This window comes from Actinoalloteichus fjordicus (assembly GCF_001941625.1).
Classification (GTDB): Bacteria; Actinomycetota; Actinomycetes; order Mycobacteriales; family Pseudonocardiaceae; genus Actinoalloteichus_A; species Actinoalloteichus_A fjordicus.
Window position 1 is genome coordinate 4,329,912 of sequence record NZ_CP016076.1, and the last position, 22,923, is coordinate 4,352,834.

General features: G+C 72.9%; 22 protein-coding genes. 6 read left to right on the top strand and 16 right to left on the bottom strand.

The window, feature by feature from the left end:
* Positions 1-259 precede the first annotated feature (259 nt).
* On the bottom strand, positions 260-460 hold the full coding sequence (locus UA74_RS18425) for a hypothetical protein (RefSeq protein WP_075741379.1): 201 nt from the start codon (positions 458-460) through the stop codon (positions 260-262).
* Positions 461-531: 71 nt separating this feature from the next.
* Here UA74_RS18425 and UA74_RS18430 point away from each other — a divergent pair, with 71 nt between their 5' ends.
* Both UA74_RS18430 and UA74_RS18435 read left to right on the top strand, forming a co-directional pair.
* Entirely contained in the window at positions 532-1,401 is an 870-nt protein-coding gene (locus UA74_RS18430; protein ID WP_075741380.1) for an aldo/keto reductase, read from the top strand.
* 117 nt (positions 1,402-1,518) lie between these two features.
* Complete coding sequence (locus tag UA74_RS18435) at positions 1,519-1,797, top strand: hypothetical protein (RefSeq protein WP_075741381.1); 279 nt, start codon at positions 1,519-1,521, stop codon at positions 1,795-1,797.
* Between the two features lie 300 nt (positions 1,798-2,097).
* Here UA74_RS18435 and UA74_RS18440 read toward each other — a convergent pair whose 3' ends face one another.
* Genes UA74_RS18440 through UA74_RS18460 form a run of 5 tightly spaced genes read right to left on the bottom strand, consistent with a single transcriptional unit; the run spans position 2,098 to position 8,820 of the window.
* On the bottom strand, positions 2,098-2,472 hold the full coding sequence (locus UA74_RS18440) for a discoidin domain-containing protein (RefSeq protein WP_083683325.1): 375 nt from the start codon (positions 2,470-2,472) through the stop codon (positions 2,098-2,100).
* 28 nt (positions 2,473-2,500) lie between these two features.
* Positions 2,501-3,871, bottom strand: coding sequence for a CHAT domain-containing protein (locus UA74_RS18445; protein WP_232237321.1), 1,371 nt, complete (start codon positions 3,869-3,871; stop codon positions 2,501-2,503).
* A complete protein-coding gene (locus tag UA74_RS18450) occupies positions 3,865-5,631 on the bottom strand; it encodes a tetratricopeptide repeat protein (RefSeq protein ID WP_198042772.1) in 1,767 nt (588 codons plus the stop codon). Before UA74_RS18450 ends, UA74_RS18445 begins: the two co-directional genes overlap by 7 nt.
* Position 5,632: 1 nt before the next feature.
* Positions 5,633-7,255, bottom strand: a complete 1,623-nt coding sequence (locus tag UA74_RS18455; RefSeq protein ID WP_075741383.1) for a hypothetical protein — start codon at positions 7,253-7,255, stop codon at positions 5,633-5,635.
* Positions 7,252-8,820, bottom strand: coding sequence for a hypothetical protein (locus tag UA74_RS18460; protein ID WP_232237322.1), 1,569 nt, complete (start codon positions 8,818-8,820; stop codon positions 7,252-7,254). The genes UA74_RS18455 and UA74_RS18460 overlap by 4 nt, the downstream gene beginning before the upstream one ends.
* A 163-nt stretch (positions 8,821-8,983) precedes the next feature.
* On the opposite strand from UA74_RS18460, the gene UA74_RS18465 reads away from it, so the two are divergent.
* Complete coding sequence (locus UA74_RS18465; RefSeq protein WP_075741385.1) at positions 8,984-9,778, top strand: hypothetical protein; 795 nt, start codon at positions 8,984-8,986, stop codon at positions 9,776-9,778.
* A 355-nt stretch (positions 9,779-10,133) separates the two neighbouring features.
* On the opposite strand, the gene UA74_RS18475 is transcribed toward UA74_RS18465, so the two are convergent.
* From UA74_RS18475 to UA74_RS18490, 4 genes are all read right to left on the bottom strand, one after another.
* Complete coding sequence (locus UA74_RS18475; protein ID WP_075741387.1) at positions 10,134-11,090, bottom strand: oxidoreductase; 957 nt, start codon at positions 11,088-11,090, stop codon at positions 10,134-10,136.
* Between the two features lie 138 nt (positions 11,091-11,228).
* Complete coding sequence (locus UA74_RS18480; protein WP_075741388.1) at positions 11,229-12,164, bottom strand: RluA family pseudouridine synthase; 936 nt, start codon at positions 12,162-12,164, stop codon at positions 11,229-11,231.
* An 85-nt stretch (positions 12,165-12,249) separates the two neighbouring features.
* Positions 12,250-12,915: a phosphoribosyltransferase gene (locus UA74_RS18485; RefSeq protein WP_075741389.1), complete on the bottom strand. Its 666-nt coding sequence runs from the start codon at positions 12,913-12,915 to the stop codon at positions 12,250-12,252.
* Positions 12,916-13,042: 127 nt separating this feature from the next.
* Positions 13,043-13,819, bottom strand: coding sequence for an alpha/beta fold hydrolase (locus UA74_RS18490; protein ID WP_075741390.1), 777 nt, complete (start codon positions 13,817-13,819; stop codon positions 13,043-13,045).
* 695 nt (positions 13,820-14,514) lie between these two features.
* Between UA74_RS18490 and UA74_RS18495 the strand changes: the two genes are divergently transcribed.
* Positions 14,515-15,642 (top strand): methyltransferase domain-containing protein, encoded by a 1,128-nt coding sequence (locus UA74_RS18495; RefSeq protein ID WP_198042773.1) that lies wholly within the window; start codon positions 14,515-14,517, stop codon positions 15,640-15,642.
* A 1,033-nt stretch (positions 15,643-16,675) separates the two neighbouring features.
* The gene (locus UA74_RS18505; protein WP_075741393.1) at positions 16,676-17,602 is read left to right on the top strand and encodes a hypothetical protein; all 927 of its coding nucleotides are present in this window, start codon (positions 16,676-16,678) and stop codon (positions 17,600-17,602) included.
* A 747-nt stretch (positions 17,603-18,349) separates the two neighbouring features.
* Here the strand turns inward: UA74_RS18505 and UA74_RS18510 are convergent.
* Positions 18,350-19,273, bottom strand: a complete 924-nt coding sequence (locus tag UA74_RS18510; RefSeq protein WP_075741394.1) for an NmrA family NAD(P)-binding protein — start codon at positions 19,271-19,273, stop codon at positions 18,350-18,352.
* A gap of 108 nt (positions 19,274-19,381) precedes the next feature.
* Between UA74_RS18510 and UA74_RS18515 the strand changes: the two genes are divergently transcribed.
* Positions 19,382-19,945, top strand: a complete 564-nt coding sequence (locus UA74_RS18515; RefSeq protein WP_075743957.1) for a TetR/AcrR family transcriptional regulator — start codon at positions 19,382-19,384, stop codon at positions 19,943-19,945.
* A 271-nt stretch (positions 19,946-20,216) separates the two neighbouring features.
* On the opposite strand, the gene UA74_RS18520 is transcribed toward UA74_RS18515, so the two are convergent.
* From UA74_RS18520 to UA74_RS18540, 5 genes are all read right to left on the bottom strand, one after another.
* Positions 20,217-21,299, bottom strand: a complete 1,083-nt coding sequence (locus UA74_RS18520) for a hypothetical protein (RefSeq protein WP_157434286.1) — start codon at positions 21,297-21,299, stop codon at positions 20,217-20,219.
* A gap of 303 nt (positions 21,300-21,602) precedes the next feature.
* Complete coding sequence (locus UA74_RS18530; protein WP_075741397.1) at positions 21,603-21,866, bottom strand: hypothetical protein; 264 nt, start codon at positions 21,864-21,866, stop codon at positions 21,603-21,605.
* The gene (locus tag UA74_RS18535) at positions 21,863-22,210 is read right to left on the bottom strand and encodes a hypothetical protein (RefSeq protein ID WP_157434287.1); all 348 of its coding nucleotides are present in this window, start codon (positions 22,208-22,210) and stop codon (positions 21,863-21,865) included. Before UA74_RS18535 ends, UA74_RS18530 begins: the two co-directional genes overlap by 4 nt.
* 272 nt (positions 22,211-22,482) lie before the next feature.
* On the bottom strand, positions 22,483-22,632 hold the full coding sequence (locus tag UA74_RS32105) for a hypothetical protein (RefSeq protein WP_157434288.1): 150 nt from the start codon (positions 22,630-22,632) through the stop codon (positions 22,483-22,485).
* Entirely contained in the window at positions 22,629-22,871 is a 243-nt protein-coding gene (locus UA74_RS18540; RefSeq protein WP_075741399.1) for a hypothetical protein, read from the bottom strand. Before UA74_RS18540 ends, UA74_RS32105 begins: the two co-directional genes overlap by 4 nt.
* Between the last annotated feature and the right edge of the window lie 52 nt (positions 22,872-22,923).

Below are 22,923 nucleotides of genomic sequence, written 5' to 3' on the forward strand. Positions count from 1 at the left end.
CCCGGCCCGCGCTGAGCCCGACAAGGAATCCACAGCTGATCCACTCCATGGTGTGAGCCGGCATCCCACGGCAGCCCGCGCCGTCATCCAGCCGGAGCCGAGCCGGACAGGCGAGTCACCGTAGACCTCGCGAGGACCGCGAGCAGGCACAACGGTCTTCTCAACCCGGCCACAAGATCGAGTCCACCTGCTCGCTGAGGAGGTCGACGTCCCGGTCCCGCCGGAGAGCAGAGGCGGGGTGGCGGTCTGGCCGCCGCCGTCAGGTCACCGAACAGGGCGATCCAGTGCTGCCTGCCGAGACGGCGGAGACGGACAGCCGGACTCCCGTCGACCGCACCACGTCGGCGGAACAGACCGAGGGACGACGCCTGGCCCGACCCCAGAAGGCAGCGGGTGCAGCCTGCTCCACCCGCACGAGGCCCACCGCCCGCCCTGCGTAGGCCGCGACCGTTTCGGGCACCCTAAGATCGGCGGCGCACTCGGTAGCGCCCGCCGGGCGTGCTCGGTGCCCACTTCACGAGGGGAGTCTCGATGACCAGCTCAGAGCGACCGGCCGCCGCGTCCGGCACGTTCAGCATCGGCGGCGATCTGCCGGTGAATCGCCTCGGCTACGGCGCCATGCAGCTGACCGGTCCGGGCGTGTGGGGCGAGCCGAAGGACCCGGACGAGGCGGTGCGGGTGCTGCGCCGCGCGGTGGAGCTGGGCGTCACCTTCATCGACACCGCCGACGCCTACGGGCCGTTCGTCGCCGACCACCTGCTGAAGAAGGCGCTGCACCCCTATCCGGCCGATCTCGTCATCGCGACGAAGGCGGGCTTCGCCCGCACCGGGCCCGGTCAGTGGGTGCCGATCGGGCGGCCCGAGTACCTGCGCCAGCAGGTGGAGCTGAGCCTGCGGCATCTCGGCCTGGACCGCATCGACCTGCTGCAACTGCATCGCATCGACCCGAAGGTCCCGCTGGCCGATCAGGTCGGCGAGCTGGCCGCGCTCCAGCAGGAGGGCAAGATCCGGCACATCGGCCTCAGCGAGGTCACCGTGGCCCAGGTCGAGGAGGCGGGTAAGACGGCCACCATCGCCTCGGTGCAGAACATGTACAACCTGGCCCGGCGCGACGCCGAGCCGCTGCTGGAGTATGCGACGGCGGCGGATCTGGCCTTCATCCCGTGGTTCCCGCTGGCCACCGGCGAACTCGCCAGGCCCGGCGGCCCGCTCGCGGCGGCGGCGAAGGAGCACCAGGCCAGCCCCTCACAGCTCGCGCTGGCCTGGCTGCTGAAGCGGTCGCCGGTGATGCTGCCGATCCCCGGCACCTCCAGCGTGGGGCATCTGGAGGACAACGTGGATTCGGCGACCATCGAACTCGACGACGCCGAGTTCGCCGTGCTGCTGCGCGCGGTGTCCTGACGACGCGGCTTGCGCAGGCGTGTGACCAGGCGCCGGAAGGCGCTGCAACCCGGTCCGCCCACTGATGAATGACCACCCCGTGAGCCACCCTCGCCCGCGAGGTGGAGAGGACGCCCCATGACGGCCGCGACGATCGCCGAGGTGTTGCGCGCCCTGCGCAGCATCCGGGCAGCCACCTACCGGGTCGCGCCCACGGCGGGCGGCGTCGCCGTCACGCTGGTCCTGCGGGCCAGTCAGAACGGCAGGCGCAACGCCGCCGATCGGATCGTCTCGGCGCTGCACCGTGACGGCCTCGCCCTGGACGTCGACGAGGACGCCGACCCGATCACCCGGCTCGCCGATGAGGTCGAGCCCGTCCTGATCCGGCGGCTCGCGGAGCCGTCCGCAGGAGGATGATCGCCAGGGTCCGAGCGGGAACGCCGCAGCGGCGGTGCCCGATCGGGCATCGTCCATCGCGTCCTACGCCGCCCGGCGGTTGTCGGCGTGCGGGCACGGCGCGGCCTGCGGAGCAGGCTGGTTTCCTCCTCGGCCACTCCCCGCCGCCAGGCAGCCCGTGCCGAGAAAGGCGGGCTTCGGGCTCGCATCGCCCTGCGCCACCCCCAGATCCGGCAGAGCTCGAGACGCCGAGCCGGGGCGACGTCCACCTGGACGCCGCCCCGGACCCGTGAGACGGGCCGCCACCCGCCCCACGATTCGTCAGGCCCGACAGGCCTCCAGTTCCGCGAGCTGGCCCGCAGGCCGGCCGGTGTTCGCGCTGATCACGACCCGCAGGTGTCGCACGGCGGTCGCCGGGAACTCGATGGTCACGGAGTTCCCGGTCGCCGGGTCGAAGGAATGTCCCTGCGACGCCGCCAGCGTCGTGAAGGTCGAGCCGTTCGTGCTGCCCTGCACGGTGCGGGTCTGCGTCCTAGTTCCCCAAGCCGTGGACGGGGGCAGCCGCCGCACCACCCGCCCGACAGACGACGACTCCCGCAGCTGGACGGTCAGCGACGGTGGGAAGTAGCCGTTCACGTTCTCCTCATAGGTCGCGGGATTCCCGTCGACGGCGGCACTACCGGGGAAGCCGCCCAGGACTCGTCGACCCGGCGACGGGCCGCGCTCAGCCGGGCACCGAGCCTGCGGTGTCGATCGTGGTGAACGCGCCCCACAACAGCGGGGAGTGCTCGACGCCGCGCAGTTCCCGCCAGGCGGCGAGCCGCTCGCGCTGCCAGCGGGCCACGGCCCGCACCGGGTCGTCGCTCTCGTGTGCCGAGTCGATCGCCAGGATCGCGTCCTGGAGCGGGCGCACCGCCGGGTCCACGCCCGCGAGTCGCTGGAAGGCCAGATCGGTCGGCAGCGTCCACCGGGTGGCCGTGACGAGTTCGGCGCCGCCGTGGATCATCGCCGTGGCCAGCCCGAGGGCCTCGCCGAAGCGCAGGTCGCCGCCGCTCTCGCAGGCGATCAACGCGACGCGGCTGGGGATCGGCCAGCGCTCGGCGCCCGACTGCGGCACCTCGGTCAGGGTGTGCGTGCCCAGCAGCAGGTCCTTCGCCGACAGCGGCCGGTGACCTCGGATCGGCGGGGCAAAGCCGAGGGTGTCGGCGGTGCAGGCCAGGTGCAGTCGCGCGTCCTCGCTGAGCCCGGTCTCCGGCACCGAGGCCGTCACGTGCCCGACGTAGAGCAGCCTGCTCGCACCCGCACGGAGGGTCTCGCCGAGCCACTCCCGGTCGAGATCGGTCCGGCGGAACGCCTCGACGCCGCGCGCGGAACCCGGCTGCGGGGAGTCCGGCAGCACCGGCCGAAGCCTGCCTCGCCGTGCGTGCTCGGCGATGCGCCTGGTCAGCGGGGCGTCGGCGGACATCCGCCCCAGCACCGAGCCGAGGACGGAGTCGGCGCGGAAGCCGGGCACCCGAGGATCGAGGATCGCCGCGACCGGCAGGTCCCGTGACCCGGCCCAGGTGCGAACCGGCCGCGCGGGCGCGTGCACGATGCTCGCGGGAGCGAGCACGCTGACGTCGGCGATGTCAACGAATCGGATGTCCCGGTCGGGTGCCAACAGCTCCCACGGCACCTGCGCGAGGCGCGGCGAGGGCTGAATCCGCACGTGCGGCCGGATGCCGCGCACCATCAGCTCGTGCAGCACGACGGCCAGCCCGTACGGCAGGAACGTCCGCGACAACAGCTCGGCGAGGGCCAGCTCGGCCTCGTAGGCGGCGAACGCCCCGGACGTCAACGCTGCGGCGAGCCCCGGCGGACCGGCGTCGCCGAGGGCTCGCGCGCCACTTCCGTCCGATGTGGACGACGTGCCGCCCGGCAGTGCGGCGGTCAGCGCGTCGAGCGCGACGCGGAGCTGTTCCTCGGGAACGCGGGACGCGCCGGGCCGATCGAGGTCGTGCGTCCAGCGCCACGAGAGGTAGAGGTCCCCCGCGTCGGCCATCCGGAGCAGCACCGTCGGCCGGTCCCGATCAGGGCGGCCCGTCATGGTCACCATGCCGGAATCACCCTCGTCGCGCGGATCACGCCGCCGTAGCGCGCCGTGGCGCGGGCGAGGTGGGCGGCCAGCGCGACGACGCCGTCCTCGGTCACGGCCAGCCGGGGCGGCGGGGCGACGCGGATGCCCGCCCCCGCCGCGACGCCCGCAAGCGCCGCACCGAGCTGCAACGGGCCTGCCGCGTCCGCAGCAGGATCGGCGGCCGTCGCCGAGGGCACGTCCAGCAGCGTGGACGGCAGCACCGGCCCGGCCTCGCCCCGAGGCTCGGTGTCGGCCAGCGGACTGCCCGCGCACTGCGACTCGACGAGTTCGGCGACCAGGTGCCCGTCGCCCGCCGCCTCGGCCAGCCGGAACGCCAGGCTCAGTGCGGGCTCGGCGACCTGACGGCGCCACTGCGCACGCTGGTGTCCGTCGACGAGGGTGAAGCGCACCGCGTCGACGGCCAGGGCGGCGGGCACGGCCAGGGTCAGCGCACGCGGCAGCAGGGCGGGGATCGAGTGCGGTTCCCGTGCCATCTGGTGTTCGAGCAGGAGCGCGTGCCGGACGTCGAGTTGCGCGCAGGCCGCCGTCAGCCCGCGGGCCGCGTAGACGGCGTACGCCTGAGTCAGATACGCCTCGCCCTCGGCGTAGCGGCCTTCGGCGACGGCGGCGGTCGCCAACGGCAGCCGCACCTCCGCCGCCTCGACCACGGCACCGTGGTCCTCGAAGAGTCGGAGGCTGCGCAGGAACAGACTCGTCGACCGCGCCCGGTCGTCCCGGAGGCCTGCCAGGAAGCCCGACAGCTTGAGTCCCATCGCCAGGTGATGGGCCATGCCCGCGCGGGCGAAGAAGCGCTCCGCGTCGGCCAGCAGCACCGCCGCCTCGTCGAGCAGGCCACGTTGGAGATACATGATCGCCAGGTTCTGTCTGCTCTCGGCGGCGGCGATCGGGTTGTCCGCCGCCTCGAACGCGGTGAGGGCCTGGCGGGCAAAGTCCTCGGCCAGTGCGACCCGACCGGTCTCGTGATGCACGGCGGCCAGCGTCGCCAGCGGGTGGCCAGTCCGATCCGGAGCGACGCGCCCTGCGACGTCGAGAGCCTCGCGCGCGAGGCGGCCCGCGTCGGCATAGCGCCGCTGGTGCATCGCGACGGCGGTGAGCGACAGCAGACAGCTCAGCAGCAGCGCGCCGTGATCGACACCCGGCGTCGGGCTCGTGGCGGCCATGAGGAGATCCCGGGCCTGCTCCAGGGCACCCTGTGCCTCGGCAGGCTCGCCGACGTGCTGCAACGCCTGGGACAGGTTGACCAGCGCGCCCGCGCGTAACAGGTCAGTCGAGCCGTCCGCCATGCCCGCCCACCAGGTGATCGCCTCGCCGAAGCCCGCGATGGCGGCGGCGTGGTCGCCCAGTTCGTCGGACACGCTCGCGGCGTTGCAGCGGGCGCGGGCCCGCAGGTCCGCGAGCACGGGGGCGCGGGAGGCCAGCCGGGCCGCGCGGTCGAAGGAGTCCAGGGCCGAGGCGAGTTCCCCGCCGCCGAACGCGGTGGCACCGACCCGGAGCAGCTCGGCGATCTCGGCGGCCCGGTCGGGGTCGACCTCGGCGTCGGCGGGTCGGGCGGCGGCCACGGAGTCCGGGAGCGCTGCGGCGGGCGAGGCCGCTGGGGCGGGCGGCGCCGTGGTCGAGTACGTCGGGGCGTGGAGGTCGGGATCAACGTCGAAGTCGGTGAGCAGCTCCGGTTCTCGGCGCCGGGTCGGGTCCTCGCCGAGGAACGGGTCTTCGGGCATGTCAGAAGTCCTGTTCTGCGACGGCGAGTTCGGCGAGCAGCGGCGCGTCGACGTCCTCGCCTGCCGTTCCGGCGGCGTCGGCCGGGTCGGCGCGGGCCAGGCGATGCCGCACGAGGGCACGCACCCGATCCCGCACGGCACGGGCTGATTCTTCACCAGCACCGGGCTCGGCGAGACTGCCCAAGCGGGGCTCGACACCGCCCGCGCCGGGCTCGACCACTCCCCCCGCACCGGGCTCGACGACATCGTCCGAAGTGGACTTCGCCGCTCCGAAGCCGGGCAGACACACCTCGACCGCGAGCGGCGCCGTCGAGGTCGTCTGCGCGACGGCCTGGCCGACCCAGGTGTCCGACACCAGCCGCAGCGTGACGTCGAGCGAGTCCGTATCGGGCCGGTCGCGGGCGGTGGCGGCCATCATCACCACCGCGTGCGGCGTCAGATGCTCGGGAACCTCGGCACGCTGCGACTCGGTCAGGCCCGGCGCGGCGACGACGCTGACGACGACCACCGTGCGGGCGTCGACCCGCACCAGCTCCCAGGACACCGCCGACTCGGCCGCGTCGAGCAGACCGGGCGGACAATGCCGCCAGTCGGAGCCGCCGCTTCCCCTGGCCAGCACCAGCCCGCCCGCAGGCTCGGCGGCGACCGGGCCCGCCGCCAACGCGTAGTCCTCGGCGCGCGCGGGCGCGGTCACGACGTCGCCGGAGTCGCCGAGATCCACCGGGCCGTCGACGTCGCCGAACCCGGTCAGGTTCAGGTCGTCGAGATGCGCCCAGTCTCCGAGATCGTCCGGATGCAGGACGTCCTCGATCAGCTCCGCCGCCTCGCCCGTGTCCGCCGAGGCGAACAGCAGGTCGCACTCCTCGATCAGGTCGCCGATCTCGCGCGCGAGCAGCGTCTGATCGAGGGCGGGGATGTCGTCGATGGTCGAGGCGGGCCACCAACGGCTCGCCCACTGTGCGAAGGCGAGGCGGCGGGCTCGTGCCGCGAGACCGGGTTGTGCGGGAACGGCGGCGAGGAGGACGTCCGACCCGCCGCCCGGATCGGCGGAACCCGCCGGGCCGACGGCCCCGCCGGCATCCACCTCGGCACCCGCAACGGAATCCAGCTCGGCGCCCACGCCGGAGCCCGATCCCGCGCCCCCGCCGACATCCGATGCGACGCCCGCGCCAGCATCCACCTCGGCGCCCGCGCCGGAGCCCGACTCGGCGGCGAACCGGCCGAGGGCCACCGCCACCTGCTCGCCGTAGAGCGCCCAGACCCAGTGCTGCGCGAGGTCGACGTCATCGAGGACGGCGCAGGCGACGGGCGTGGTCCCGAGCACGCTCCAGGTCAGCTGCCCGCCCGCCACCGTCAGCACGGCGACGTCCACGCCCGGCTCGGCATCCAGGACGCTCGGGACGGCGAAAACGTCGCGAGGACCGGGCGTCCCCTCAGCGCCCGAGGGCGCAGCGGCGTCGTTCACCGCCGGGCGGGCCGCCGCCGGATCACCCGCCCCGTCGTCTTGAGTCGGAGCGCCAGGGGCCGTGGTCCCGGCGGGGTCGGCCCGCGCGGCGACCGGGCTGAGCACGTACAGCCCGTCGGCGGTGCGGCGTAAGAGAACCGCGTCATCCATCGCGGTCACCGGTTGCTCCCCGCCCCGGCGCCCGCCTGGTTCGCCGCACGCGGCGAGCGGAGGCTGAGGGCGTGCCGGACGCGGGTCCGGTGGTCCAGGATCACGGAGCGGGCGACGCCGTCGAGGACGTCCCACAGGTCCTCGACCCGGTCGGCCGGGGCGTCCCGCACATCGCGGCCGTGCAGCCGCACCCACAGTCGACGCAGGTAGGACTGCCACGGCGTGCGCAGGTCGGCGGCGAGCCGATCCAGCGGGTTCACCGGCTCGGCGACGTCGCCCCGGCGCGGCCTCGGCGTCAGCGCCAGCCGACGTGCCTGGAGCACATAGGCCTCCCGCCGCCACCGGCCGTTGACCACGCGATGAGCGGCGGTCTCCGGACCGGCGGCGGCAGCGGGCGCGGTCCCGGCGGCGGCCTCCGTCTCGGCGTCCGCCGCCCCGGGTGCCCCCTCGGTGCGCGCGGTCTCGCCGAGCGGCCGCAGGCCGATCGCCAGCCGGACGCCGACGGTCACCGCGACCCGCAGCGACTCCTCGGTGAGGCCCCACGGCGCGCAGGCCCGGCCGATCTCCTCGGTCACCAGCTCCGCGATCGGCGGCAGGTCGGCGCGGTCCGGGGCGGTCTGCAAGGAAGTGAAGACCCGTTCGTGGACGGTGCGATCCAGCGGCAGGCCCAGTGCGGCCTTCGACGCGGACGTGCCGATCTGCGGCATCCGAGGCGCGTGGTGCTCGGTCAGCCCGAGGTCACGAGCGGACCAGCCGTCCACTGCGGACGCAGGTGGCTCGCCGAACCCGATCGGCGCCGCCGCCCCGGAATCGACCGCCGCGCGCGGACCCCACAGCCGCACGCCCGCCGCCGTGCCCGCCCGCGCGACGGCCAGCTCCGCCAGGGCCGACGTCCCGGCGGCGGCCCTCGAGGGCGAGCCGGTGCGCGCCTGCGGGCCCGCGTTCAGGACGACGTCGATCAGCTCGATCGACGCGCGGGAACCGGCAGCCGCCCCGTCACCGCCGACCCCGGCCCGCCGGGCGGCCCAACTCGTCTCCACCAGCGCGGTCAGTTCCACCAGACGGCCGACGACGTGATCGCGCAACGCCTGCGTGGTGCGGCCGCCCGCCGCGCCGTGCAGCTCGCGCAGTTCCTCCGCCGCGAGGCGCCTGCCCGTGGCCTGCTCGGGTGCGCCGTCGGTCACCGCGAGTTCGTAGCAGCGTGGGAAGTAGAGGTCCTGCGGGTTTCCCTCGGTGATCCGCAGCTGCCGCCGCACCTGCTTGAGCAGGGTGAACCACGCCGCAGTATGGGCGAGCACCTCGGCGGCGCCGCTCACCAGCTCGACGAGCAGCGCGGCGCCTGCTCCGGTGACGAGCGGACCCGCGCAGCTCGGATGGAGCACCGGCCGGATCACCAGCGGATCGAGGATCAGTTTGACCGTGCGACTGAGCGGCCCGCCCTGCGCGTTGCTGAGCGCGCCGACGTCGTCGAGCCCGCGCCACACCTCGTCGAGCACCATCGCTCGCGGCCGCACGACGGCCGACCCGGCGGGCGCCGAACTTACGCGAGGCCGGGCGTCGGGGCTGGTCGACATGCCGCGAAGGCTATGCGCGCCGGAGTCGGGGCGGCAAACCTGGGATCGGTAGCGCGGCAGGGATTCCTAACGTCGCTCGCATCGGCTCGACACCACCGAATCACCGAGCCGCCGAGTCTCCCTCGCGGGGCGTCGAACGCCCCGCCGTCGAGAAGGACGAGCCATGAGCAGGATTCTTCGCGTGATCGCCCTGCTGTTCCTCGCGGGATCGGTCGGCTACTACCTCTGGTACGGCCTCACCGATCAGGCGGGCAGCGAGTACGGGCTGAGCTGGGTCGGCCCGCAGATGATCGCGCCGATCATCGCCGTGAGCCTGGTGCCGATGGTGTTCGCCTTCACGGCCGCGAGCGTGCTGAGCGCGATGTCCGGGAAGAACAGCGCGGCCTTCCGCGACGGCGCGATCGGCGTCGGCACGGTGACCTCCGTGACGCCCACCGGGATGCAGCTCAACGACCAGCCCGAGGTGCGGATCGAGCTGACCGTCGAGTCCGCCGACGGCCGGATGTTCGCCTCCGAGGCCAGGATGGTCGTCGCCGTGACCGAACTCGGGCTGGTGCGGCCCGGCGTGCTGCTGCCCGTGCGGTACCTGCCCGGCCGCACCGACCGCGTCGAGATCGACCGCTCCGGCGACGCCGCCTCGGCGCAGGAGGTCATGAACCAGGTGATGATCCGCAAGGGCCTCACCACCCCGGCCCGGTTGGACATCGTCCGGCGCGGCGTCAGCGCCAGGGCCGTCGTGCAGTCGATCGTCGCCCACGGCGAGGTGCGCGACGGCAACCCGCGCATGATCATCGGCGTCACCGTGACCCGCCCGGACGGCACCACCTTCAGCACCGAGGCCGACCGGTTCCTGATGCCCGGCGTCGTGGCACAGCTGAAGATCGGCAAGGTCCTCGGGGTGCACTACCTGCCCCACGACGAGAAGGAGATCGTCCTGTCCACCCCCGCCAATGCCTGACCACGCGGCGCCGCCTGCGATGCGCGGCGCCGCGACGTCGGGGACCGCCCCGACGCACCCGGCATGCCTGCACGCGCGACGCCGCTGCGGGCTCCGGGGCGACCGGGGCTTCGGGCACCGCTGCCGAGATCCGAGCAGGCGGCCGCCGAAGGCCGTTTGCGGGGCGTGCGGCCACTTCCGCGCCTCGCCGTCTCGATCATCGACCATCCGCAGCCTGCTCTCGATCGCCGAGCGCCGAGATCAGGTCTCGGCGTGGGCCAGGTACGACAGGGCGATTCGTGGCGGGTGCCGGTGGTGGTCGTCGCCGGTTCGGACCGCACCGCCGACCGGATCGAGACGGGCCGGGGCGGGTGCGTCAGGCGCCGGTCGTCGGCTCGGGGTCCGGGGTGACTCCGGTGACGTCGGCCGTGACCTGCCACAGCCTGCCTGCGAGCACCGAATCCCGTGCGGCCGCCGAGCGGCGGGCGGGCCCGGCGGGGCCGCGGATCTCGAACAGCCCGGTCGGGCCAAGGTAGTCCCCGCCGTGCACCTTCCCGGTGGCCGCGAGGAGCTGGGCGGCGATCCCGGCGGCGACCGGCTGCGAGAGGAGTCGCTCGGGGAGCACGAACAGGCGGGCGCTCCAGTTGCCGCCCCGGGCGAGGCCGTTGCTCAGCAGTTCCGACGTCGTCATTCCCGGGTGGGCGGCGACCGAGAGCACCGGGTCCCCGGTCCGTCGCAGTCGTCGATCGAGCTCTGCGGCGAACAGCAGGTTCGCGAGTTTCGAGGCCCCGTAGGCGCGCGTGGGTGCGTAGCGCCGACGATCCCAGTGCAGGTCGGTGAGGTCGAGTCGCCCGGTGCGGTGTCCGAGGCTCGACGTCGTCACGACCCGCGAGGGCAGCCCGGTGCTGCCTGCCGCCCGCAGCGCGGGCATCAGGAGCCAGGTCAGCGCGGCCGGGCCGAAGTGGTTGGTCCCAATCTGTAACTCGAACCCGTCGCGGGTCAGCAGATGCGGGCCCAGCGACACGGCGGCGTTGTTGATCAGCACGTCGATCCGGTCTTCGGTGCGGTCCCGGATGTCGGCGGCGGCGGTGCGGACGGAGGCGAGATCGGCCAGGTCGAGCAGGACAGCCTCGGCGCTGCCTCGGTCCTCGAGTCCGGCCCGCACCTGCGCGACGGCCGCCGCGCCTCGGTCGGCGTCGCGAACGGTCATCAGCACGCGGGCACCGGCCCCGGCCAGCGCCCCCGACAGGGCGAGACCGAGGCCGGACGTCGTTCCGGTGACGACGATGGTGCGGCCGGTGAGGTCAGGAAGGAATTCGTACGGCTGTGCCATCAGAGTGTCTCCCGTGCGGGTGAGTTCATTCGAGTGAGCAGGCCGATGTCGTGCACGCGAAGCGAGGCGGACCGGGCGCTCACGCGGTGCGACCCACGAGGGAGAGCCGACCTCGATCACGAGTTCTCCGAAGAGGTCTCAGACCCGACCGGCCCACTCGGCGTAGGACGTCCAGGCCAGCAGGCTCGCCCGACTCTCGAACCGCCGGGGCTCGCCGCTGATCGGGTCGGTGAACTCCAGTGTCGTGGCCAGCAGTTGCAGCGGACGGCGGAAGTCGTCCAGCGCGGTCTCGACGAGGGTCGGGTAGAAGTCGTCGCCCAGGATCGGCACGCCCAGCCCGCTCATATGCAGGCGGAGCTGATGCGTGCGCCCCGTGCGGGGTTGCAGCCGGTATCGGCCCAGTCCGTCACGCTCCTCGAGCAGCTCGACGCGGCTCTCACTGTTGGGCGGGCCGTCGACCTCCTGCGCGGTGATGATCCCCCGCTCTTTGACGATGCGACTGCGGACCGTCCGGGGCAGGTCGAGGGCGGGATCGACGGGGGCGATCGCCTCGTATTCCTTGTGCACGCGCCGATCCCGGAACATCGTCTGATATGCCCCGCGCCGCTCGCGGCGGACGACGAACATGACCAGGCCCGCGGTCACCCGGTCCAAGCGGTGGGCGGGGCTGAGCGCGGGCAGGTCCAGCTCTCGGCGCAGCCGCACGAGTGCGGTCTCCAGGACGTGTCTGCCCCGGGGGATCGTCGCCAGGAAGTGCGGCTTGTCCACCACCACGAGGTCGTCATCCCGGTGCAGGACCCGGATATCGAAGGGCACCGGCACCTCGTCGGGCAGGTCGCGGTGGAACCAGACGAAGGAGTCGGGCCGATACGGAGCGTCGGGGGCCACCGGGCCGTCGAGCCCGACGATCTCCCGTCCCGCCAGCATCGCGTCGATCCGGGCGGGGGCGACCATCGGCAGCCGCTCCACGAGGTGGTCTCGGATGGTCGCCCAGGGACCCTCGGCGGGCAGTTTGAGCCGCGCCGGATCGAGGCCGTTGCGCTGCGGCAGCGGCGAGGCGAGCTTCCGTCTCATCCCGCCCAGCCTATCCGGCCCGACGGCCTGCCCTGCCTCTCGTACTCACCGCAGGCCAACCCGGCGGGCATCCGGGGCGGGCGAGCTACATCGAGGCGGGCCCGTCCGGCTCGGCGGTCAGCAGGGCGAGGACCTCGTCGTCGGAGGTCTGGTCGAAGTCCTGGTACCACTGGCCCACCGCGACGAAAGACGACGGCAGCGAGAGACACACCACCTCGTCCGCCTCGGCAGCGAGGGCCTGCGCCGCGTCCGGCGCGCAGGCAGGCGCGGCGAAGACCAACAGGCGCGGCTCGGTGCGTCGCAGGGCCCGCAGGGCCGCCGTGGCGGTGACCCCGGTGGCCAGGCCGTCGTCGATCACCAGGACGTCGCGTCCTCGGGTCGGTGTCGGCGGCCGGTCGCCCTGATACCGGAGGACCCGTCGCCGGGCCTCCTCACGTTCCTCGGCGCACGCCCGGCTGAGGTCGCGCACGTCGAGCCCGAGCATGGTCAGCGTCTGCTCGGCGTAGTAGGGCGGACCGTCCGCGGTGACCGCCCCGACGCCGAACTCCGGCTGGCCGGGGACGCCGATCTTCCGGGACACCGCCACGTCCAGCGAGGCGCCCAGTTCCCAGGCGACCTGAGCGGCCACCGGCACCCCGCCCCGGGCGAGGCCCAGCACCACGGGGTCGTGCCAGGCACGTCCCCGCAGGCGGGCGGCGAGCAGCCGACCCGCCGCCGGTCGGTCAAGGAAGACTTCGGGCGCGGTAGCCATGTCAGAAGCCATACCCGACGGCGGGTCGCGGGTAAACACGCGGGGTGCCCGCCGGGCGCACCGGGGCGCGGCCGGGCCCGCGGCAGGCGGGGACGCTCTGCCGTGCCCCGCCCCCGCACGTCTCGGCTCAGCCGGTGAAGAACTCCGTCAGCACCGGCGCCAGCGCGGCCGGGGCCACGTCGTGGTCCTGGCCGTCCAGGATGCGCTGTCGGCCGCTGGGCACGGCGTCGGCGAGTGCCCGCGAGGTCTCCTGCATGCCTGCGGGGCTCTTTCCGCCTGCCAGGACCAGCGTGGAAATGGTCACGGCGGCGGCGGAATCGGTGGGCAGCGATCCGTCGCCCATCACGGCGTTGTCGTAGAGGAGCGTGTGCGCGAGTTCTTCGAGACCGGCCCAGTTCGGCGTCGCGCGCAGCCGGGCGATGGCCTCGGCGGACATCCCGGTGGAGGTGAGGAACAACGCGACGGCCTCGCCACGCCGCCCGGTGGACACCAGTTCGCCGAGTCGGGTCGTGTACTCGGTCGAGCCCTCGCGGGGCCCGTCGGTGACGATGAACGGCGGTTCGTAAAGCGCCAGTCTGCTGATCGACAGCCCGGTCGCGGCGGCATCGAGCGCGAGCGCCGCCCCGGAGGAGTGGCCGTAGACGAGAGCCGAGCCGCCTGCCGCCTGGATGACGGCGTCGAGGTCCTCGACCTCTCGTGCCACGGCGTAGGGCGCGGTGTCGCCGCTGTTCCCCCGGCCGCGTCGGTCGTAGGCGAACACGGTGAAGCGCGCCGACAGCACCTCGGCGAGCGGCGCCGCCGAGGCTCGGGTGTTGAAGGCGCCGCCGACCAGGATCACCGCAGGCCCCTCCCCCGAGCGGTCGACGGCGATTGCGGTGCCGTCGTGCGATGTCACTGTGCCCATAGTCTTGTCGCTCCCCTATCGGTGGATTCGTCTGCTGAACCGAGGAACCTTCCCATCGTCGGCCGACACCTGCGCGGCGGACGCGCGCGACTGAGGGGGTGATCTCATCAACGGCGCGTATCCGCCTCGTGACAACCGCCTGATCCGACCGGTTCGAGTAAACCCTGGTGAGCAGCGAAGACCACGCCGTTCGCCTCCTCGCCGCCGAGACGGGCGCGGGTTCGCACCACCCGGTGCGGGTCGGCGATGACCGTGCGTGTCCGGGACGATCCGGCCGGAAGATGCCAGGCGGGCGGCGGGAAATCCGCACTCGGCAATCAGTCGGCAGGTGCCGATGAGAGCCGATCGGCGCAATTCCTCATCCCTTCGGAAGATCCGGTGAGCCGACACCGGATATCCGGCTGCACAGCGTATCCGGATACCGATCGGGTAATGCTCTGCCGCGCAGGAACAGGACGAGCGTCAGGTGGTCTAACCTGATCAGACCGGTGATTCCCCAAGTATGTTTCGGATTCACGGGCTCGATGGAATGGGTTTCGCCCAACCATGCGACGAGACGGGAGTGAAAGTCATGGGAAAGAAGGACTCCGACCGTGACGGCCAGGGCGACGCGCAGCCGGAGAAGTGGGAGAACTGGGGAAGCAAGGACGACCAGAACAAGCATGAGAGCGACGACAAGTAAGGCGGAAAGGGACGTGACCGACTGGCGTGCACAGCTGACCGTGCCGCGTGCCCCGTTCATCCCGCAGGTGGTGTGGGTCGACGACCCGGCGACAGGCGACTTCCGTGCGGTGTCGAGGAACGACGACGAACCGCGTTGGCAGGCGCTGGTCGACGTCGACGAGCCGATCGTCACCCAGGTCGACGACGGCGCGACGGCGCCGGGAGACGCCGGGCGGCAGCCGTCCAGCTCGTGCAGTCAGCCGTCGTTGGTCGCGGCCATGCTCACCACGCTGGACGTGCACGCCGGGCATCGCGTGCTGGAGATCGGGGCGGGCACCGGCTGGAATGCCGCCCTGTTGTCCGCGCGGACAGGCGCGGCCGGGCACGTCGTGTCGGTGGAGGTGGACCCGGCCGTCGCCGAGGGCGCCCGCCGGGCGCTGGCCGAGATCGGCGCCACGCCGTCGGTGGTGACCGGTGACGGCACCAGGGGTTACGCGCCCGACGCGCCCTATGACCGGGTCGTCTGCACCGCGTCGGTACGCGCGATCCCGCGAGCCTGGCTCGAGCAGACCCGGCCCGGCGGCGTGATCCTCGCGCCGTGGGGCACCGACTACGGCTCGGACGCCCTCACCCGCCTGGTGGTCGACGAGGCGGGCGGGGCGTCCGGTCGGTGCGGGCGAGGCCTGTCCTTCATGCGGATACGACAGCAGCGCCGGGACTTCCTCGAACCGAGCCGATCGGCGATGGCGACGGCTGCAACGTCGCAGACCACGCGCCGCGGCCGGGAGTTGTTCGAGATGGTCGCCTTCGCCGAGGCCGCCTTCACGATCGGGCTGCGAGTGCCGTCCTGCTACCTCACGGTGGAGGATCTCGACGCCGACCACCGCCGGATCGAGCTGCACGACGTGCGGTCCGCGTCCTGGGCCCGGGTCGGACTCGTGCGAGGTGCGGACCCGTGGACGGTGCACCAGCTCGGGCCGCGTCGGCTGTGGGACGAGGTCGACGCCGCGTATGCGTGGTGGTGTGCGGCGGGCCGCCCGACGCCGGACCGCTACGGGCTGACCGTCACCCCCGCAGGCGACCACGAGGTGTGGATCGACATCCCGGAGGACGCCCGACGATGGGCGCTGCCCGCAGAGCGTCCGGGGCCCGGACGCTGACGCGACGCCGCGCAGGCGAGGAATGCCCGATGGGCACGGGCGGTCAGCGCACGACGGGGCCCGCCCGGCCGGAGCCGTCGGCCCGGCGTGGGCCGGTCGATGTCGAGCGGCACCCTCGCCCGTCGTCGTCTCGCCCTTGCTCCGGAAGACGATTCGCGCCGCGAACAGCACCAGAGGTCGCCGGAGGGTGCTCAGGCCGAACGCCGTGATGCCGTCGCCGATAGTCCCGGAAAACCTGCGAGGCCGACGGGAAGCCGCCTACGCTGACTCGCCGGGGAATGGGTCAAGCCGATGACGGCTCGTCGGCGGCGACAGAACACCGGGGGTGCACTTGGGCATGTGGGGGACGGCAGGGGTCTCGCTCGACGCGATACCGGTCCTGATGATCTCATCCGGGGCCGTGGCGGGGGCGGCAGCGGACTCGGGGTCGGCGGCGCAGGCGAGCTGCACCGTGACTCGACCGATTGCGGCGGCATCGCGGGCGTGGTTCCCGCAGGCACCGGAGTCGACTGCATCCTCGGAGTCGGCAACCCGGGCTCGACGGTACGCGCCGCACCGCACCGTCTGCGGGTCTGCGACGGCAGGGTCATCGGCGGTAGACGGCGTAGCCGGTCCGGCGGCCCGCGCTGCCGTGGAGACCCGTCGGCGCAGCGTCGGAATCCGCATCGACGGGACCTACGGACCGCAGACGCAGAACGCAATGCGGTGGCGTGGGGCGCGACCCTGCACCGACTGGTTCACACTGCCCCGGCCGCACGAGACCGAACACCAGGTCGCTGCCGTCGCCCCGGTCGCACGCGAGCCCTTCGCTCGCACCGTGAGAGAACTCCGCGGGTCGACGGAGACAACGGGGCCCGTAGTCGGCTGAGATCGCCGCTTCCCGCAGGACACGACGGCACGGGCAGATCCGACACACGACGTTGCACGCTCGCCGGATCTCTCCTGAGTTCCCCATCGGCGATGGAAAGGACCCGACGAGACCATCATGAGACAGGCTCCGCCCCCACCATCGAATTCTCGCGTTCGGCTGATCGTGGGATACACGGCTGTTGCGGCCGTTCTGCCGTACTTCATCCTCAAGCTGATCTGGATCTCCGGGTCCGACATCGGGATCATCCGGACCTCGTCCGTCGATCCGGCAGTCCTCCAGGGCGGGAACATCGCCACGGCGGCGCTGGAGATCATCGCGGTCGCGATCATCATCGTGTTCACCCATGCCTGGGGCTCGCGGGTGCCCGCGTTCCTGGTGCTCGCACCCACCTGGGTGGGAACCGGTCTGTTGGCGCCCTTCGTCATCACCGGCCCGGTCGTCGCGGCGTCCGCCCTGACCAGCTCGTCGAGCGTGGGTGACGGCTCGCTCGCGCCGTGGGTCGGCCCGTTGGTCTACGTCAGTTTCGGCGCCCAGGCGATCGGCATCGTCGCGTCGTTCGTGCTGTATGCCCGCGATCGGTGGCCGCACGTGACGAAGGGATGCGTCGGAGACCACCCGGCGGGTCCTGACCAGACGGTGGTGATGCTGTTCGCCCGGCTGAGCACCGCACTTCTCGCCGTGGTGGCCGTCGCACGTCTGTCGTGGGCCCTCGGCTCGACGGCGGGGCTGTCGCCTCGCCTCATCGAGAGCAGAGGCATCGCAGAGCGGCTCTCGGACGCGGGTACGGCCTTGTTCGCCGTCGCCGCAGCCGCCGGACTGCTCATCCTGGCGTTCCGCCGCCCGCCAGGACAGCGCACCGTGCTGCCGGTCGCGCTCGGCTGGATCGGCGGCGGTGCCGTCTTCGGCAGCGGGCTGTACCCGACGGCGCTGCTCCTCGCGGGCGTCGCGGGTTCGGGGACGACCGCGACACAGACCGGCCTGGTGCCGTTCGTCGACCTGATCCAGCTGCTCACCGGCACAGTGATCGCGGTGACCGGCGCGTTCGTCCTCGCGGACCTGAACACGCGGGCAGCCGAGCGCCGAGTCTGACGCGGCCGACCGATCGACGAGCGCTGTGCAGGCGGGCCCCACGGCCCGAGCGATCGGTCTGCCGCACCCGGGTCGTGGCTCAGACCCGCGCGGCGCCGCCTTTCCGCGCGGGCGCGGCCGGCGTGGCCCGCCGGAGACGCCCCGTCTGCTCCGGTGTGCTCCCGAAGAACCGAGCTCGTCTCCCTGGAACGGCCTGCCGATTCTCCGAGTTCATCCCACGTCATCGGCCACTGCGTTCTCCACGTTCGTCCCGCCCCTCGGACCGCACCGGAATTCGAGATCAGGTGACTACCCGGATGAAGCACGTTGCCTGCACCGTCACTGCGATGAGCTGGGCTGGACGCGACGGCTGCCCTGCGTAGGGCCGGTCGGGCATCAGGTAGTCCGAGTGCCTGCGAAGATTCTCGGCACCGTGCATCACTTCCCGCCGAGCGCCAGGAATCGGTCTGCGGCGGCGACCGGAGAAGGCGGCGGGGGTCCCCTGCGGCGCGGCGCCCTGCCTGGATGCGCAGGGCGCCGCGTTCGGCGTGTTCCGTCCGGGAACGGCAGCGGGGCGGGTGGCCTGCGCGCGGAGCGGTCAGCCATGCCGGGGACCGGGTGGTGCGACGCCGACCGAGGACGACCTGCCGCAGGACCGCGCACGCGGTTCGCCGGGGCATCCGGATCGACACCGACGCACGGGTCGACGGCGCACGATCAGGTGCGAGTCGACGAGACTGCGGGCGCGACGGCAGCCGACGCCCCGGCTCAGTCCGCCGCCCGCAGGTGTTCCTGCGCCCAGTCCTCGAAGCTGGTCAGCGGGATGTCGAGGGCCCGCGCGAACTCGGGGCGGGCGGGCTGACCCGCGACGTTGACGAGCTCGTGTGCGGCACCCATCCCCGGCATCCCGGCGGCCGTGGCCTCCGCCATGGTCATGTCCGGCGCGGTCAACTCGACGCCCAGCGCACGCGAGAGGACTTCGGCGATGTCGGTCATCGACATGTAGTCGCTGGCCAGTTCCAGTTCGACGCCGTGGAACCGATCCGGATCGGCGATCGCCGCCGCGGCCGCCCGGCCGATGTCGTCGACCGCGACCAGCGAGATCATGGTCGTGGGCTTGAGAATGCTGACCAGGCCGCCCTCGACGCCGCGCGGGAACAGGAATGCCATGGCGGGCAGGAGGTTGTCCGTGAAGAAGGCGGGCTTGAGGATCGTGAAGTGGGTGAAGCCCGCCTCCCGCACTCGGTCCTGAATCGCGGTCTTGGCGGTGTAATAGGGCTCCACCGCCGCCCAGCGGCCTTCGGCCCAGCCTTCGATCTCGGTGTGCTGCCCGGCCCCGGAGACCGAGGTGTGCACGAACTGCGGCACGCCGGCAGCCCTGGCGCCCTCGATGAGGTTGACGGCCTGACGCACCTCGCCGTCGAAGTCGATCCCGGCGTCGGACATCTCGGGCAGCTGCACCGAGAAGACGGCGCGGGTGCCCTCGGCGGCGCGGACCACGGAGTCCCGGTCGTGGAGGTCACCGGTCACCAGCTCGACACCGAGCGCCTCGACCGCCTTCGCGCGGTCGGTCGAGGGGTCGCGGACCAGTGCCCGGACGGGAACGTCCGCCGCGAGCAGGGCGCGGGCGGTGGCGCCGCCCTGCCTGCCGGTGGCGCCGGTGACCAGGACGGGGGCTGAATCGATGGGCATGACGGCCTCTCTTGACACAAGATCGCATTAAACGGCGGGGCCCGCCGTTTCTCGTTACGCTACCATACGGAGGCCCCCGCCATTTAAGCAAACCGTGAGGTGAACGCCATGCCTGCCCAGCGTGCGGACGCCCGGCGCAACTACGCGCGCCTGCTCGTCATCGCCGAAGAGGAGGTCGCCGCGCACGGTGCCGAGGCGTCCCTGGAACAGATCGCCCGCACGGCCGGCGTCGGCTCGGCCACCGTGCGTCGGCACTTCCCCGGACGGCGCGCACTGCTGGAGGCGGTGTTCCGCAACCGGGTCGAGGCCCTGTGCACCCTGGCCCGCGACCTGGTCGACGACCACGATGCCCGGACCGCCCTGCTGACGTGGCTGAGCGCCGTCACCGCCTATGCCTCCTCCGCGCGCGGGATGGCCGTCGCACTGAGCCCCGACCCGACGGCAGGCTCCGACCCGACACCCGAGAGCGCCTGCTGGGCGGTGGCCGAGGCGGGCGAGCCGCTGCTGCGTCGCGCCGTGCAGGACGGCGCGGTGGCACCGGGCGTGGCCATGGTCGACCTGATCGCGCTGATCACCGGCATCGCGTTGACCACCGAACATCACTCGGACCCCGCCGCCGAGGCGGACCGGCTGCTGCGGCTGACAGTGGCGGGGATCAGTCCGCAGCAGTGAGACCGCCGATCGGCTGCCGCTCCGGGGACGGCCGCAGCGGAGGGTCCGAGCACAGCTCCGGCGGTGCGGGTGCGGCCCCGCAGGCAGCCGAGCCCTGCGGCCCGCACCCGCCCCGCCACACCGTCGAATGCGACCGGTGCAAGCAGACGAGAACAGACCGGTGTCCGGCCGGAATCCGCGACGACGATGGACGGCTGTCCGAAACCGACATCCGCAGGGCGGCAGGCCCGGCGCCACGCTCGATGAGCCGCGCGACCGTAGGCGAACCCGGTCAGGGTCTCCGTTCCCACTCGGCGGCGTCGTCGTCCGGCCCGGTGTCGGCCAGGCGTCTGCGGGCCTGCTCCATCGCAGCGGCGACGGCCTCGTCCAGGGAGTCGAAGGCGTCGGTCCGCTGCCGGTCGTCGAGCACGGCCGAGGTCATGACGGACACGGCGCGTCGAATTCCGTTGTAGACGGCCGATTTCGCCCGTTCCAGCTCGCGGAGCACGTCGGGGTGGGTGACCTCGGTCGCCGCGACGGCGGCCGAGGCGAGTGCGTCGGCCTTCGTCTGGATGGGATGCGTGTTGCGGGGTCGCCACACGAACCGCTTCGGCACGCCTTCCTCGGCGGCGGCCTTGACGAGGTCCTCGACCATGTTGAGACCGAGGAGGGACAGGGAGATCCCGAGCCGCCGGTAACCGCGTCTGCGCTGCGCGCCGGTGGAGTTGATCAGCAGATTGAGGTGTTCCGCCGCCATCCTGCTGTCGGTGACGACGGTGACCGGGTCGCCGCGCTGGTAGAGGGAGGCGGCGTGCACGGCGGCCATCACCTCGGCGGAGTGGGAGTCCCAGGAATGTCGCGGGTCGAGCCGCCCGGAGTCGTGCCAGCCGCGACCGGTGACCACGCCCCAGCCTGCGGAGCGGTTGGCGGGCCGGAAGCTGGCGTCGGCGGCCACGACGAATCCGTCGCCGACGATCAGGGCCGGATCGGGGTCGTGGTCGACGAGCCGGCGCAGCAGCTTCGGAATGCCGGTGCTGCGGGTGATCCAGTGGTGTTGGCGGTTGCTGGTGCTGATCGCGTGATGCCGTCGGATGCCGCAGTCCGGGACGGCCTCGGCGGTGGCGGCGTGCAGGGCGTCGTCCACGGTGCCGGGCACGATCCCGTGCCACGACTCGCGACAGCGGGGACACCAGGTTCCCCAGAACACGCCGCCTTCGACAGCGGGCAGCAGCCAGACGTGCAGCAACGGTCGATTCTCGGTGCCGGGACAGCAATGGACGCGGCGGCCGTCGGCCGGTTCGGGGACGGGGTTCGGTTCGGCGCTGCTCGGCCCGGCGGGGCTGCCGTTCGATTCGGGGACGTGCTGATTCGTCATCGGCAGTCCGGGCAGCAGATCGCGGCGAAGGGCATCCGATCGCCGGGGGTCAGGACGGTCCGCGATCCCCCACAGCGACGGCAGGACCGGCGTCGCCGGGACGACGGCGCAGACCAGACACGCACGCCCGGCCGGAACCGCCGAGCAGGCCGGGCCGGTCGGCTCGGCTCGATGACGCCGGTCGGCGGCGAAGCCTCGACGGCACTGCGGCCGACGGCGGGGAGATCGGCGGCGACGGATGCGGCGGGCAGGGATTCGGCAGGCGCAGACGCGCAATCGAGGAGTCCGACACGGTCGGGATGATCAGTCATCGTCGTGCCCCCGCTCGGTGTCCAGCGGCGGGAGTCCGCAGAGTTCGCGGGCCCGGTCCTGGCAGTCGGCGCAGGTGGTGATGCGGCCGAGGCAGCGCCGGATGAGGCGGACGGCCATCGTCGTGCCGCAGAGGGTGGGGACCTCGGCGCCGACTCGGGGCGTGCCGGTGGTGCGGACGTCGACGGCGTGCCGGTCGGCGATCTCGCGCATCGTGGTGGGGACGTCCTGCCACCACACGGTCGTCTCGGTGCTCATCGTGGCTCTCCGGTGAGGTGGTGGACGGTGCGGGTCAGCGCCGAGGCCAACTCGGCGCGGCGCGGAATGCGCCAGGGCAGCCGCGCGGCGCCCGAGGCGAGGGTGAGGACGGCCTGCGGGCCGAGGACGGCGACGTGCAGCCGCCAGGCCCGGTGATCGCGGCCGACCACGGTGATCGCGATGGCGGCGGACGGGCGTTCGGTGGCCACCGCGCCGAGCAGGACCCCGAGCGAGTCCACGGTGACCGAGGCCAGCCCGTGGCCCCGAATCGCCAGGGTGACCGAGCGGGACCGCCGATCGGCGACCAGGACCAGCGACTCCGGGCGACCCGAGCGCGAGTCCACCGGTACCGCCACCGCACACGACTCGCCGGGGGCGGCGACGGACTTCGATCGAGTCCGGGCTGCGGTCGCTCGCCCGGCCGAGCCTGCGGGCAAGGCCGCGAGGAGCGAAGCAGCCGAGCCGCTCGGCACCGCCGAGAGCCGGGCAGGCAGTCGGGCCGAGAGCCAGGAGGCCGGGCCCGCAGGCGACGGCGGCCGAGTCGATTGGGCAGTGCGGGCCGGGCAACGAGACGGATCAGGGTGCAGCGGTGTGGATCGAGAGACGGCGGAGCCGGTCACGAGTGATCACCGTCCACCGGCCAGAGGACGACGCCGAGATACGACCGGATGCGCAGGGCGGGCAGGCGACGCAGCGCGCCGACGGACCCCCAACGGGAGGGCAGCCCGGCGACCCAGCGCCGCCGACGCTTCAGGCGGGTGCTCATCCGGCCACCGCCAGCAGGGGACGAAGATCGCGGGGACGACCGACGACGGCGAGGCAGTCGCGGCACATCTGCCACTCGAAGAAGCAGAAGTCCATCGGCCGCCGGTTCATCGGATGAAACGGGGCGTCGGGAGCACAGCGGGGTGCGACGGCCGGTGCGGGCCGGACGACGGCGGAGTCCTCGGGATCACCGAGGTGGGTGTCTCCGTGGTCGAGGGAGCGGACGAACCAGGCGGACATGGCGACTCCGGAAAGCAGGAGGGACAGGGACGGACGTTCTTCTCAGCGGCGC

Bases quoted from the DNA above. Each gene is read 5' to 3' on its own strand.
- UA74_RS18480 (WP_075741388.1), bottom strand. From the start codon at position 12,164: ATGAGACGGAAGCTCGCCTCGCCGCTGCCGCAGCGCAACGGCCTCGAT.
- UA74_RS18460 (WP_232237322.1), bottom strand. From the start codon at position 8,820: ATGTCGACCAGCCCCGACGCCCGGCCTCGCGTAAGTTCGGCGCCCGCC.
- UA74_RS18540 (WP_075741399.1), bottom strand. From the start codon at position 22,871: ATGTCCGCCTGGTTCGTCCGCTCCCTCGACCACGGAGACACCCACCTC.
- UA74_RS32105 (WP_157434288.1), bottom strand. From the start codon at position 22,632: ATGAGCACCCGCCTGAAGCGTCGGCGGCGCTGGGTCGCCGGGCTGCCC.
- UA74_RS18450 (WP_198042772.1), bottom strand. From the start codon at position 5,631: ATGCCCGAAGACCCGTTCCTCGGCGAGGACCCGACCCGGCGCCGAGAA.
- UA74_RS18485 (WP_075741389.1), bottom strand. From the start codon at position 12,915: ATGGCTACCGCGCCCGAAGTCTTCCTTGACCGACCGGCGGCGGGTCGG.
- UA74_RS18445 (WP_232237321.1), bottom strand. From the start codon at position 3,871: ATGGTGACCATGACGGGCCGCCCTGATCGGGACCGGCCGACGGTGCTG.
- UA74_RS18490 (WP_075741390.1), bottom strand. From the start codon at position 13,819: ATGGGCACAGTGACATCGCACGACGGCACCGCAATCGCCGTCGACCGC.
- UA74_RS18515 (WP_075743957.1), top strand. From the start codon at position 19,382: ATGCCTGCCCAGCGTGCGGACGCCCGGCGCAACTACGCGCGCCTGCTC.
- UA74_RS18510 (WP_075741394.1), bottom strand. From the start codon at position 19,273: ATGCCCATCGATTCAGCCCCCGTCCTGGTCACCGGCGCCACCGGCAGG.
- UA74_RS18530 (WP_075741397.1), bottom strand. From the start codon at position 21,866: ATGAGCACCGAGACGACCGTGTGGTGGCAGGACGTCCCCACCACGATG.
- UA74_RS18520 (WP_157434286.1), bottom strand. From the start codon at position 21,299: ATGACGAATCAGCACGTCCCCGAATCGAACGGCAGCCCCGCCGGGCCG.
- UA74_RS18430 (WP_075741380.1), top strand. From the start codon at position 532: ATGACCAGCTCAGAGCGACCGGCCGCCGCGTCCGGCACGTTCAGCATC.
- UA74_RS18475 (WP_075741387.1), bottom strand. From the start codon at position 11,090: ATGGCACAGCCGTACGAATTCCTTCCTGACCTCACCGGCCGCACCATC.
- UA74_RS18465 (WP_075741385.1), top strand. From the start codon at position 8,984: ATGAGCAGGATTCTTCGCGTGATCGCCCTGCTGTTCCTCGCGGGATCG.
- UA74_RS18435 (WP_075741381.1), top strand. From the start codon at position 1,519: ATGACGGCCGCGACGATCGCCGAGGTGTTGCGCGCCCTGCGCAGCATC.